Raw genomic sequence first — 13,533 nt, forward strand, 5'->3', positions numbered from 1 at the left:
TCCCTTAAACTCCGGTCAGATTAGACTAGCCGGTCACACTTACTGGGTGAGCTTAACCATGGAACATCGGGAAGCGCTTATCGCGCTGCGACAATTTCTTTCAGCTCAGATCCTCGGGCAGGAAAAACTCATCGATCGTCTCCTGATCGCGCTACTGGCAGATGGTCATTTGCTGGTCGAAGGTGCTCCGGGGCTGGCCAAGACCAAGGCCATCAAAGACCTGGCCGAAGGTATCGAGGCGGAGTTCCATCGTATTCAGTTCACCCCAGACCTGTTGCCCGCCGACATCACCGGCACGGAAATCTACCGCCCGGAAACCGGCAGCTTCGTATTCCAGCAGGGTCCGATCTTCCACAATTTGGTACTGGCTGACGAAATCAACCGCGCCCCTGCCAAAGTGCAGTCCGCCCTGCTGGAGGCGATGGCCGAGCGTCAGGTCAGTATCGGCCGCAGCACTTATAATCTGTCGCCGCTGTTTTTAGTGATGGCGACACAAAACCCAATTGAGCAGGAAGGCACCTATCCGCTGCCTGAGGCTCAGCTCGACCGCTTCCTCATGCACGTGAAGATTGGCTTCCCGGATGCCAGTGTAGAACGCAAGATTCTCGCTCAAGCCCGCGGTGAAGCGCTTAACGGTGAAAGCAAGCCAGAGCAGCGTTTGAGCCAGCAGGCCATTTTTGCCGCCCGCCAGGAGATCCTCGGCCTGTACATGGCGGACGCAGTGGAGGAGTACTTGGTGCAACTGGTCATGGCCTCGCGCACACCGGCCAAGTTTGATGCTGAGCTGGCCGAATGGATCGCCTACGGCGCCAGCCCACGCGGCACCATCGCTCTGGATCGCTGCGCACGGGCTCACGCCTGGCTGGCCGGACGCGACTTTGTCAGCCCGGAAGATATTCAAGCCGTGCTGTTTGATGTCCTGCGCCACCGCATCATCCTATCGTTCGAAGCAGAAGCCGCTGGCATTGATCAGGATCGCGTGATTCAGCGCATCCTCGATGTGGTTGCGGTCGCCTGATAACCATGACGGCCGTTCCTGCACAATCCGCCATCCACGTCAGCCTCACCGAGCTGATTGAGATGCGCCATCGCGTGCGGGAAGTGCAACTGTTCTCTACTCCTGCCCGACGCAGCCCGCTGATTGGTCTGCACCATTCAAAGCTACGCGGCCGCGGGGTGGACTTCGACCAAGTGCGGGTTTACCAACCCGGAGACGACATACGGACCATCGATTGGCGTGTCACCGCACGCACACAGGAGCCGCATACCAAGCTGTTCCATGAAGAGCGTGAACGGCCGATCTACATCATGGTGGAACAAAGCAGCCGTTTATTCTTCGGCACCGGGCTGCAATTCAAATCTGCACTCGCCGCCCACGCAGCCAGCCTTGTTGGCTGGGCGGCGCTGAGCCATAACGACCGTATTGGCGGCTTGGTGTTCGGCGATGACGAACATCACGAAGTACGCCCCCGGCGCAGCAAACAAAGCCTGCTACAACTGCTTAGCCGTCTGAGCAAAGCCAACCAAGCCCTGACCTGCGAGAAACAAAGCGAGCGCGACAGTTTTGTCCTCGCCTTGCGCCGGGCTCGTGAAGTGCTGCGCCCCGGTAGCCTGGTGGTCGTGATCTGTGATGAGCGCACCCTGAGCAATGGCAGCGAGCAGCAGTTGCAACTACTCGCCCGCCACACAGACCTGCTCTTATTACCAATCTCCGATCCCCTTGACCACGCCCTCCCCAACGCAGGCCTGCTGCGCTTTGCCGAACAGGGTGCACAACTGGAACTGGACACCCACGACGCAGAACTGCGTCAGGCCTACCGGGACCTTGGCGTTGCCCGCCAGGCCCGCTGGCAGCGTTTGGCCGACAAGCTTCGGGTGCCGTTGATGCCACTGAGTACGCAACGGGAAATGATTGAGCAGCTACGCGAATACCTGAACGGGCAGCGCCAGAGGAAGAGCCAGTGAACCCTCTCGACCAGCTGGAACCTCTGATTGCACCTGCACCTGTCACTTGGTGGCCGCCTGCCCCGGGCTGGTGGCTGCTGGCTGTTTTGCTGCCCGTATTGATCTGGCTGGGCCTGCGCCTGTTCAAACGTCTGCGCAGCCGGGTACGGTCTGAGGCTCCCGTGGACGCCCTCGACCCACTGCGTCAGGCCGCGCTGGCAGAACTTGAGCGCCTGCCCAGACCTTACGATCAGGACGCAGGGCCCTGGCTGCAGCAGCTCAACAACATTCTCAAACGCCTGTGCCGCGAGCATTATCCGCACAGTAACAGCCACACCCTGAGCAGCCGTGCCTGGCTGGCCTTCCTCGACACCCGCTGTCCGGCGGCCGGCCTCACCCGCTGGATGATTCTGGTGGAAGGCGCCTACAAGCCTCAGTGCAAACTGGATGACAAGGCCATCGACGGGCTGCATCAGGCTGTCTCCACCTGGATTCGCAAGCATGTTTGAGTTCGCCTGGCCTTGGATTTTCCTCCTCGCACCGCTGCCCTGGCTGCTGCGCCGCTATCTGCCGCCTGCCGACAGTGGCGAAGCTGCGCTTAAAGTGAGCTTCCTGGCCGACTTGGAATCCCTCAGCGGCCGCCGTGCACGCATCCGCCAACCCGCGTTGCGCCAGCAGTCCCCATACATTTTGATCTGGCTACTGTTACTGATCGCCTGTGCACGCCCGCAATGGCTAGGCGAGCCACTGCCATTACCCTCTAGCGGGCGTGACCTGCTGCTAGCGGTGGATGTTTCCGGCTCCATGGATTACCCCGACATGGTCTGGAACGGGCAGGATGTGAGTCGCTTAGTGCTGGTTAAACACCTGTTCGGTCACTTCATTGATGACCGCCAAGGCGACCGTGTCGGCCTGATCCTCTTCGGTAACCGCGCCTACCTGCAATCCCCGCTCACCTTCGACCGGCAGACCGTACGCACCTGGCTGCATGAGGCAGAAAAGAACATCGCAGGCCCGCAGACCGCCATTGGCGACGCCATTGGTCTGGCCGTCAAACGCCTGCGCCAACGCCCGGCACAAAGCCGCGTTCTGGTGCTGATCACCGACGGCGCCAATAATGCGGGTGAAATCGAGCCGTCTACCGCTGCGCAGCTGGCTGCCGAAGAACAGATTGTTATCTACACCATCGGCATCGGCGCAGACCCAAAACAAGGCGGCGTACTCGGCATGTTAGGCTTCAACCCAGGCATCGAGCTGGACGAAGAGAGCTTGCGCAGCATCGCTGAAACAACAGGTGGGCAGTACTTCCGCGCCCGCAACAGCGAAGAACTCAAGGCCATTGAAGAAACCCTTGATCGCTTGCAACCGGTCGCGCAGAAACCCACCCTGACACGCCCAACGCACACGCTTTACCCCTGGCCTCTGGCCTTAGCGCTATTACTGAGCATTTGGTTTGTGAGTCAGCGACTCTGGCCTGACTGGCAAATAAGCTTGATCAACCGCCTTCAGCGCAAAACAGAGGTGCAGCCATGAGCGCATTGCTGGACCTGTGGCCGCACTGGCAGCGCCCCTTCTGGCTGCTGTTGTTACCCCTGTTGAGTTATTTGCTGTGGCGCCTGTGGCACCTTAAAAAACGCACCGGGCGCTGGCAGGCGCTGTTACCTGCCGCCTTCCACGCTACGCTACTCAGTACCCAAACTGGCCGACAAAGTCGCCTGCCTTGGTATGCCCTGTGCCTCGCTTGGTTACTCGCCCTGCTGGCGCTGATGGGACCAAGTTGGGAGCGCATCGAGCAAAGCAGCCCCAAGCCAGCCAACCCGCTGGTGGTTATGATCGAGATGACACCGGACATGCTCGCCAGCGATGCCTCGCCCAACCGCTTGGAGCAAGCCAAGCGCAAGCTTCTCGACTTGCTGGAGGCACGCCCGGACTCGCAAACCGCCGTCATCGTCTACGCGGGCAGTGCCCACACCGTAGTGCCGCTTTCCGACGATCTGGCCACCAGCCGCAACCTGCTGGATGCCATGACCCCCACCATCATGCCCAAGCCCGGCAAGCGTGCCGACTTAGCAGTAGCCAAAGCCCTGCAACTACTTGAGCAAGGCTCACAAGGTAATGGTCGCCTGCTGATCATCACCAGCGCCCTGACTCAGGCCGAAGAACAAGGCATCAGCCAAGCCCTGAGCGGCAACAGCAACAGGTTGAACATCCTCGGCGTCGGCAGCCCAGAAGGCGCACCTATCCTGTTGGAAGACGGCTCGTTCATGAAAGACAGCCAGGGCGCGATCATCATGCCGCGTCTGGATAACGCCGGTCTGTCCAGCTTTGCCAGCAAAGTCGGGGCGCGCTACCAAAGGGCGACACTGGATGAAAGCGATCTGCACACATTGGGCCTGTTCGACAGCGGCCGCAGCATCCGTGAAGACAACCAAATGGTGCGCTTAGAGGCTTGGGCCGACCACAGCCACTGGCTGCTACTTGCCCTGCTTTTGATTGCCGCCTGCGGTGCCCGACGTGGCTGGCTACTGTGCTTGCCGCTGCTGCTGTGCCTGCCACAAAATAGCTATGCCTTTAGCTTTACCGATCTTTGGCTGCGCCCCGACCAACAGGGCCAGCGCCTGCTCGAAGCACAAAAACCCAAAGAAGCCGCCGAGCGCTTCAGCGATCCGCGCTGGCAAGGCAATGCCCTGTATCAGGCTGGCGACTACGCTGCGGCCGCCGAACGCTTTGCGCATGGCGACAGCGCGGCAGATCACTACAACCGCGGCAATGCCCTGGCCCGCAGCAACGAATTGGAAGCCGCCATCGAAGCCTACGACCAAGCACTGGAAATCCAGCCAGATTTCCCTCAGGCCAGCAAAAACAAAGCCCTGATCGAGCAGCTTATGCAGCAAAGTCAGAGCCAGTCGAACGCGTCTGAAGACCAGCAGCAAGATCAGCAAAACGAGCAGCAACAGCAGGCCAACGGCCAGTCAGACAACCAGAATCAGCAACAAAACCAACAGCCTGAGCAGCCCCAAGACGCTTCAGCTGAACCGGAACAAGCGCAACCGAAAGCCCCGCAAAACAACACATCGGATCAACAGCAATCCGCTGAGAAACAACCCGACAAGCAACCCGACAACGCCGCACAGCAGCAAGCCAGTACCGATCCCGCTCTGGATGAAGAACGTCGGCAGTCACTGGAACAATGGCTGCGACAAATCCCCGATGATCCGGGCGAGCTACTGCGCCGCAAATTCAGACTGGAACAACAGCGCCTGGAGCAACAGCAATGAGCCGACTGCTCTGCACCCTTCTGCTCAGCCTCATGGCTTTCACCGCCAACGCCGCCATCTTCCATGCCAGCGTTGACCGTACCCGCATCAGCGAAGGTGAGACCATTGAGCTGACACTTGAAACCAACGATTCGACCCAATTCGGAAAGCCTGACCTGCAGCCGCTCAATGAACTGTTCGACGTACTCGGCACCCGTCAGGTCAATCGATTGAGCAGCGGCAGCAACGGAACAGAATCGAGCACTCGCTGGATTGTTACCCTGCAACCGAAAAACAGCGGTTATGTCGTCATTCCACCGCTCACGTTGGGCGACTTGAAAAGTGATCCGGTGGTCATCTACGTCCAGGAAAGTACAGGTGCCGATGGTAATCAGGTGGCGCCTGTGTACATCACCGCCAGCGTCGACCATGACACGCTCTATGTGCAGGCCCAAGCCATCTTGACCCTGCGCATTTATCACTCTGTCTCGCTCTACGACGACAGCAGCCTGACGCCACTAAAAATGCCCAAAGCGCGTATCGAATCGCTGGGCGAGCCGCGCACCTATGAGACTGATCTAAATGGCGTTCGCCACGGTGTAATTGAACTGCGCTACGCCATCTTCCCTCAGGAAAGCGGCAAGCTGGAGATCCCATCCCAGGTCTTTACCGCCACCACCGTTGAGCGCAACAGCAACGCCTATAACCCATTCGGCCCACGCCCAGGCAAACGCGTACGGGTTAAATCACCGGTTATTCCCCTGCAGGTCAAAGGCAAACCAGCTGACTACCCAGCCAATGCGCCATGGTTACCTGCCCGAGCGCTAAGCCTGAGCGAAAGCTGGAAGCCGGAGCCAGAGCAAGCCCAACTCGGCGACTCCCTGACCCGCAGCCTGACCATCAGGGCAGAAGGCCTCTCCAGCGCCCAGTTGCAACCATTACCAGCAACCCAAGTTCCAGAGCTGCGCCGCTATCCTGACCAGCCTCAGCTGTCCAACCAGACCACCGAACAAGGCGTTATTGGCAGCCGCGAAGAGCGTGAAGCACTCGTGGCTAACCGCGAGGGCGAAATCACCCTGCCCGAAGTTGAGGTGTACTGGTGGAATACCGGAACCGACAAACTGGAACGCACCAGCCTGCCAGCGCGGACCTTCACCGTATCGGCCAACCCGACCTTGAGCCCTCAGCCCAGCAATGAAGCCCCCTCCAGCGCTACTGCAATCAACGCTGAAAACCCACGGCTGTGGCCATGGCAACTCAGCACAGCGTTCTTTGCGCTGACGACCTTGCTCGGCTTCTTCCTTTGGTGGCGTGCTCGCAGACAACCCGCGGTATTGCCGAGCCAACAAGACGGCCCGAGCAGCCAGGACCTACTGGATGAACTCAAGCGCACTTGTCTGGCCAACGACTCTCAGGCCACTCGCTATGCGTTAGATGCCTGGGCTCGCCAGCAACCTGAAACCCTTGCCGACATGGCCGCCCGCTACACGCCGCTGTCCGAGGCACTGGACGGTCTGAACGGCGCGCTTTACAGCGAAAGCGGCCAACATTGGCAGGGGCGCAACCTGTGGCTGGCAATACGCAGCCTGCCAGACCTCGATGACAATGAGGCCGGCACGGCACAAGAGCCCAGCCCGCTTCCACCGCTATACCCGCGTTAAGGTGAAGGAGCAGACGATGAGTCAGAACATGCACACAACCAGCACCTTCTGGCGCGACTCTGCCCTACCCTTTATCGAAGCCCGGTACGTCACTGACGGGCGTGCACTGTGCTACGCACGACACGCCCACGCCACCTTCTCTATTGGCGCCATTACCGGCGGCACCAGTACGTACTTCAACCGTGACGATTGGCATCACGTGCAGACCGGCACCGTTGTGCTGATGCACCCCGGCGACGTTCATGCCTGCAACCCCGTTGCAGACCAGCCGTGGTCCTACATCATGCTGTATGTCGACTGCGCTTGGCTCGGTGACCTGCAGCAACAGCTCGGCTTCAACCAAGGCCCAGCGTTCAAACGCCTCGACAGCATCATGAGCCAGGACCCAGCGCTGTATTCTGGCCTGATCGAGCTGTACCAAACCCTCAGCACCGGTAACGACCTGACAATCAAGCGGCAGGCCTCAGAACAGTTCTTCACACAGATGCTGGAACGTCTCGACGCACCTGCTGAAGCCAGCCAGGACGTCCACACTCAACTGGAGAAAGCCGCGCACTTTATCCGCATGCACTGCGCAGATGCCGTGAAAATCGAAGATATCTGCGCCGCCGCCGGCCTCTCGGCCTCCTACCTCAACCGGGCGTTCAAGCAGCACTATGGAATGACACCCCACGCCTTCCTGCTCAACCAACGCGTTCAGTTAGCCCGCGAACTGCTCAGACACGGGCACACACTGGCCGATGTTGCCCAACAAGCAGGCTTCGCTGATCAGGCACATCTCCAGCGCACCTTCAAACACTTACTGGCGGCGACACCGGGCCACTACCGCAGTCATTCAGGGATCAGCAGATAAAGCGCACTCCCCACCAGCAGCGCGGCCATGCAGCGGTTGAATAGCCTCACCTTACCCGGCTGATCCAGATATCGCCCCAGCAGTGCCCCGGCACACACCCAGGCAGCAACCGAGGCATAACAGACAACAAAGTAAATCAGGGCAAACAGCAACACCCTGCCGACATTGCCGTCGGCCACAAACGCCGCCATACCTGATACAGAAGCCAACCAGGCCTTGGGGTTAAGCCACTGCATCAGAGCGCCATGCACAAACGACGGCCCCTGCACCTCAGCCTGACTCAACTGCCCATCATCACAGGCCAGCTTCCAGGCCATATAAAGCAGAAAACCCACACCGGCTAATTGGATTGCCAGAGTTAACGACGTCCAACGCTCCAACAGCCCATGCAGGCCTAAACCAACCAGCAGGAAGAGCAAGGTAAACCCCACCGTTGCGCCGGTCACATGACGCAAACTGGCCCATACACCAAACCGCACACCCGCACTCAACGCCACAATATTCACCGGCCCTGGTGAAATAGACATCGCCAACGCAAACGCAGCCATCGCCCAATAAAGACTCATCACTCCCACTCCCTGTTCAATCAATGAGGACGACGTTAAACCCCTCTAAAACGGATGTATTGAAGAAAACTGTTCTCGACAATTTATTGCCATGCACACCATAGACTTCTGGTGAGCAGATACAAAAAAGCCTCGTTGATTTCTCAGCGAGGCTTTTAGGACTCAGCGACTGCAGGAAATTAATGCGCGAACAGCGAACCACCCTGCTTGCCCACCAACTTCTCCGGTTTGATCAGGAAGCGAGCCAGTGCAGGCAACAGCAGCAGCGCACCGAACATGTTGACGATGAACATGAAGGTCAGCATCAGGCCCATGTCGGCCTGGAACTTGATGGCCGAGAAGATCCAGGTGGCTACGCCGATCGCCAGGCACAGACCGGTGAACAGTACGGCTTTACCGGTGGACTTGAGCGTCTGGTAGTAGGCTTCTTGCAACGGTAGGCCAGCACGCAGGAAGCTCTCCAGGCGGCTGTAGATGTAGATGCCGTAGTCCACACCGATGCCGACACCCAACGCGATAACCGGCAGGGTCGCAACCTTCATGCCGATGCCGAGGAAGGCCATCAACGCGTTACCCAGAATGGAGGTCAGGATCAGCGGCAGCACGATGCAGATAGTGGCCGGGATGGAGCGGAAGGTGATCAAGCACATCACCGCCACCCAGATGTACACCAGCACCAGAATGCTCAGTTCCGAGGTCGAAATCACTTCGTTAGTTGCAGCCTCAATACCCGCATTACCGGCGGCTAGGCGGAACTCCAGGCCATCCTTGTTGTTCTCGGCAGCGAACTCCTGTACCGCTTTGACGGCGCGCTTGAGGGTTTCTGCTTTGTGATCTTCAAGGAACACCAGCACCGGCGCTACCGAGCAATCGGCGTTGTACAGACCGTCTGCGCGGGCGATGGAGTTGTTCAGTACATCTTGGTTACGGGACAGGGTTTCCCACTTCAAGTTGCCCTCGTTCATGCCTTTGATCATCTGGCGCGAAACCGTAACCATGGACACGGCCGACTGCACACCTTCGGTGTTATCCATCTTCCACATCAGCTCGTCCATTGCAGCCAGCGCTTCATGGGTGGAGCAGCCTTCAGGGGCGCTCTTGACCATGACCACCAGTACATCGGAACTTGTTGAGTAGTTTTTGATGATGAAGTCGTTGTCCAGGTTGTAACGGGAGTCAGGACGCAGCTCAGGAGCCCCCTGATCAAGGTCACCGACTTGCAGGTTTTCCTTCTGATAGAAGAAGCACGCCACACCAGCCGCCAGGCCCAGCACCACCATAAACGGTGCCACATTCGGGTGAGCTACAACGGACAGTGCACGCCAGAATGGTTTTTCGGTCACAGCGTCTTTCTTGCTGCGTTCAATTGCACGTTTGCTGATACCCAGATAGGAAATCGCAACCGGCAACAGAATCAGGTTAGTGAAAACAATCACTGCCACACCGATGGAGGCACCGATGGCCAGCTCGTGGATCACCCCGATGTCGATGATCAGCAGCGTGATGAACCCTACCGCGTCCGCCAGAATGGCGATCATGCCCGGCAGGAACAACTGACGGAAAGTTCGTCGCGCAGCAGTCAGCGAGTTATCCGCATCACTGGATTGCAGCGCAATACCGTTGATCTTCTGCACGCCATGGGAAATACCAATGGCAAAGATCAAAAACGGCACCAGCATGGAATACGGATCAAGGCCAAAGCCGACCAGATTCATCAGACCCAGCTGCCAGCCCACAGCAATCAGGGTGGTAATCAACACACCAATGGTGCTGCGAATACACCAGCTGAACCAGTACAGCAGCGCAAAGGTGATCAGCAGGGCGATAGCAAAGAACGCCACCACCATGACCAAACCATCAATCAAGTCACCGACTTTCTTGGCGAAACCAACGATCTGGATTTCAATGTTGGGGTTTTGCGCCTGATATTTCTCGCGGATTTTTTCCTCGAGTTCATGGGAGAACTGACGGTAATCCAGCGCAACGAGTTTGCTCTGGTCATTCGGGTCTGGATAGGACTCCAACAGCGGCACATCAACAATGCTCGACTTGAAGTTGTTCGCCACCAGACGACCAACCTGCCCCGACTTGAGTACGTTGCTGCGCAACTCTTCAAGGCTCTCAGCACTGCCATCGTAGGTCTGCGGGATCACCTCGCCACCGGCAAAGCCCTCTTCAGTCACTTCAGTCCAGCGGACGCTTGGGGTCCACAGGGATTTCAGGCCGGAACGGTCAACACCGGGAATATAGAAGGTCTCGTCGTTGATCTGACGCAGGGTCTCCATGTACTCCTTGGTGAAGATGTCGCCCTCTTTCACCGATACCGAAATACGCACCGTGTTACCGAGGTTAGCCAGATCGTTGCGGTGCTCCATCATGTTCTGAATGAACGGATGGCTCAGCGGGATCATTTTTTCGAAACTGGTCGAGGGACGCACTTGCGTCGCCTGATAGAACAGGAAAATGCTGACCAGCGTACAGATCAAGATAACTGCAGGCCGGTTGTTGAAAATCAGCCGCTCAAGAAAGCTAGCCTTATCCTGGTGATGGTTACTCATCAAACGCTACCCCAGCTTATTATTGTTGACCACGACTGGTTTCAGTCGGCGCAGAGAATTGCACGCCGCCCTGCCCGACAAAGATCAATCGACCTTTGCCGTCGGCCGCTACGCCAGCCAGAGACAAGCGATCAGGGCGATTTTGTACGGTGAAACTGCGCCCATTGTCAGTACTGCGCAGGATCGTGCCGCCGTGGCCGACGATGACCAAACTGCCATCTGCCAGTTTGCTGCCATTGGCCAGGCCAAACTCAAGCGGCCCATTGTTTTCCCGCTTCAGCTCTATGCGCTGCCAAGTGCTGCCGAAATCAGCAGAGCGAAACAAATGTCCACGTAAGCCGTAAACGAGGACCGCACCCGGCTCACCCGCGTCGAGAACTCCAAACAGAGAACCCTCATAGGGGCTTTCCAAGGTTTCCCATGTCTGGCCATAGTCAGGCGAGCGGAAAATAACGCCCTGCTCTCCCACCACAATCAGACCCTGGCCACTCACTTCGGTAATGGCATTGAGGTGATAGGCGTCTTCGTTATCCATCAGATCACTGACGTTTTCCCAATGAGCGCCACCATCGTTGGTGCTCAGCAACGCACCGTAGGCCCCCACTGCAAAACCGGTATTACGATCCTTGAACCACACATCCAACAGCGGCGCCTCAAGTTCAAGGTCTTCAAACTGCTTGGTCCAGGTCACGCCACCATCTGTGCTCGCCAGAATCTGTGCGTCATGGCCGACAGCCCAGCCGTGGCTGTCATCGACAAAATAGACCGCCGTCAACAACTGGCGAGTCGGCACTTTGGCCTGTGTCCAGCTGTTACCGTTGTCATCGGAATAGAGAATATGGCCACGGTCACCGACCGCAACCAGACGTTTGCCCAAATTGGCAATATCGACCAGTAGGGAATGTTGGGCTTTGGCAGACTCGACAGCCAGCACCTCAGCCGAAGCAGTTTCAGCCAACAGAGGCTGAGACAGGCCAGCCAGCACTACCACAGAAAGGGCACCGCACAGGCGAAGCGCTTTGGCCATTGGCGTACGTACCCGCGGCATCGGTGTGCGAAGCGATCCTGCTGCATGACCGATCAGGGTGCGCCACATGACGGGCTCACTCATATACTTTCCCCCTTATTCTTATTAGGCAGTACTAACTATTTAAGCAGTACACCTATCCTACTTAGCTTTGAAAAGCGCTGACAATCAGCGTGACGTTATGTTTTGTTAAGCCCGTTTACTTAAATGAACTACAAACGCCTCAAATAGCAAAAGGCCGCTACAACAGTAGCGGCCTTTTGCGTCACTCACACGAAAATCAGCGAGTTCCACGACGACGTAATGCCGCCGGCTTGAAGTAGCCATCGTCCGGGATTACCTGGCTGAAATCGATTGTGCCGGGCTCTTCGTTATCAAGATTCTGTACGTGATAGCGACGAGCTTGCAGATCGTGGAAGGTATCCAGGGCAGTCCAGGTGGTAGGCAGGTCGTAATAGTTCTTCAGGTAGGCGATTGAAACGCGCCACAGGTCACCACGACCATCATACTGGTCTACAACAGCGGCTTGCCAGCTGTCTTCATCGAGGAACAGGGTACGTTTGGAATAGATGTGGCGAGCGCCCGGTTTCAGCGTGCCTTCAACCACCCATACGCGGTGCAGTTCGTTTCGCGTCACTGCCGGGTTAACGTGCCCTGGCTTGAGCAGTTCGCTGTACTTCACGTCAGGGCTGGTGATTTTGTAGTTGTTGTAAGGAATATAAATTTCCTTCTTCCCAACCAGTTTCCAGTCATAACGATCCGGCGAGCCGTTGATCATGTCGGTGTCGTCTGCAGTACGCAGGCCGTCAGCAGCGGCGATCGGGGTGTCGTAGGCCAGATTGGGAGCGCGGCGTACACGGCGCTGACCGGCGTTGTATGCCCAGGCTTGACGAGGTTCTTTGACTTGATCAAGCGTCTCATGCACCAGGGTTGCACCACCGGCCAAACGCGCCGGACTCTTGGTGAACGTCAGGTAGTAAAACATGATGTTGCCCAATGTTTCAGCGCTACCTTTAGGATCGTAGAACTTGAACATGGCCTCTTGCTGAGAGGTGACCAGCGAGTAGCTGCCATTACGCTGTACGGCTACTTCCGCAGCACGGCGAACGACATAAGAACCGCGATAACGGGCGATGTGGTTCCATAGCGCTTCGACACCATTGTTCGGCACTGGGAACGGAATACCACCGTAGGCATCGGAGAAACCGTTGCCACCATCCAAAAGCTTGGCAGTAGCGGCGTTTTTGATGGTGTTGTCATACACCCACTGCGGCGCGGAACCAGAGCGACGGCTCTGATACACCGGCATCTGATAAGTATCAGGATAGGTGTTGAACATGGCGATCTGACCAGGGGTCAGGTTGGCCTTGTACTGATCCAAATTAGCCTTGGTGATGGTAAACAGGGGCTGGTCTTCTGCAAACGGATCAACATGGTGGCTGCCCGAGCCCTTGTAACCAGCAGGCGCTTGAGTGATACCACCGGTCCACTCAGGGATGGTACCGGCCGCGTTGCCCGCTTTTTCAGCACCGAACGGCGTCAGGCTTTTGCCCAGTTTAGCGACGTCTTCTGGGGCTGCCGCCGCCAGAGCGTTGGCCGCAGACAGAGTCAGCGCAATAGCGGCTCCGATCAGCGTGTGTTTCTTCAGCATCTTCAATCTCCGAAGC

At 57.6% G+C, this 13,533-nt stretch carries 11 protein-coding genes; 7 read left to right on the forward strand and 4 right to left on the reverse strand.

What is annotated here, in order from left to right; all coding sequences use genetic code 11:
- The first annotated feature begins 58 nt into the window (after window positions 1-58).
- From WG219_13815 to WG219_13845, 7 genes are read left to right on the forward strand one after another with little or no spacing between them, the layout of a single operon-like run.
- On the forward strand, window positions 59-1,018 hold the full coding sequence (locus WG219_13815; GenBank protein ID WXL24402.1) for a MoxR family ATPase: 960 nt from the start codon (window positions 59-61) through the stop codon (window positions 1,016-1,018).
- A gap of 5 nt (window positions 1,019-1,023) precedes the next feature.
- Window positions 1,024-1,965 (forward strand): DUF58 domain-containing protein, encoded by a 942-nt coding sequence (locus WG219_13820; protein WXL24403.1) that lies wholly within the window; start codon window positions 1,024-1,026, stop codon window positions 1,963-1,965.
- Complete coding sequence (locus tag WG219_13825) at window positions 1,962-2,453, forward strand: DUF4381 domain-containing protein (protein WXL24404.1); 492 nt, start codon at window positions 1,962-1,964, stop codon at window positions 2,451-2,453. Before WG219_13820 ends, WG219_13825 begins: the two co-directional genes overlap by 4 nt.
- Window positions 2,446-3,477: a VWA domain-containing protein gene (locus tag WG219_13830; GenBank protein WXL24405.1), complete on the forward strand. Its 1,032-nt coding sequence runs from the start codon at window positions 2,446-2,448 to the stop codon at window positions 3,475-3,477. The genes WG219_13825 and WG219_13830 overlap by 8 nt, the downstream gene beginning before the upstream one ends.
- The gene (locus WG219_13835) at window positions 3,474-5,222 is read left to right on the forward strand and encodes a VWA domain-containing protein (protein ID WXL24406.1); all 1,749 of its coding nucleotides are present in this window, start codon (window positions 3,474-3,476) and stop codon (window positions 5,220-5,222) included. The genes WG219_13830 and WG219_13835 overlap by 4 nt, the downstream gene beginning before the upstream one ends.
- Window positions 5,219-6,862: a BatD family protein gene (locus WG219_13840; protein ID WXL24407.1), complete on the forward strand. Its 1,644-nt coding sequence runs from the start codon at window positions 5,219-5,221 to the stop codon at window positions 6,860-6,862. The genes WG219_13835 and WG219_13840 overlap by 4 nt, the downstream gene beginning before the upstream one ends.
- A gap of 16 nt (window positions 6,863-6,878) precedes the next feature.
- Entirely contained in the window at window positions 6,879-7,715 is an 837-nt protein-coding gene (locus tag WG219_13845; GenBank protein WXL24408.1) for an AraC family transcriptional regulator, read from the forward strand.
- Here WG219_13845 and WG219_13850 read toward each other — a convergent pair.
- The 4 genes from WG219_13850 to WG219_13865 form a co-directional block, all read right to left on the reverse strand.
- Window positions 7,694-8,281 (reverse strand): LysE family translocator, encoded by a 588-nt coding sequence (locus WG219_13850; protein WXL24409.1) that lies wholly within the window; start codon window positions 8,279-8,281, stop codon window positions 7,694-7,696. The two genes, WG219_13845 and WG219_13850, sit on opposite strands and share 22 nt — an antisense overlap.
- 179 nt (window positions 8,282-8,460) lie before the next feature.
- Window positions 8,461-10,839 (reverse strand): RND family transporter, encoded by a 2,379-nt coding sequence (locus WG219_13855; protein WXL24410.1) that lies wholly within the window; start codon window positions 10,837-10,839, stop codon window positions 8,461-8,463.
- A gap of 19 nt (window positions 10,840-10,858) precedes the next feature.
- Window positions 10,859-11,950, reverse strand: coding sequence for a YCF48-related protein (locus WG219_13860; GenBank protein WXL24411.1), 1,092 nt, complete (start codon window positions 11,948-11,950; stop codon window positions 10,859-10,861).
- Window positions 11,951-12,146: 196 nt separating this feature from the next.
- On the reverse strand, window positions 12,147-13,517 hold the full coding sequence (locus WG219_13865; protein ID WXL24412.1) for a DUF1329 domain-containing protein: 1,371 nt from the start codon (window positions 13,515-13,517) through the stop codon (window positions 12,147-12,149).
- Window positions 13,518-13,533: the final 16 nt, after the last annotated feature.

Source organism: Pseudomonas mendocina, assembly GCA_037482215.1.
Classification (GTDB): domain Bacteria; phylum Pseudomonadota; class Gammaproteobacteria; order Pseudomonadales; family Pseudomonadaceae; genus Aquipseudomonas; species Aquipseudomonas mendocina_E.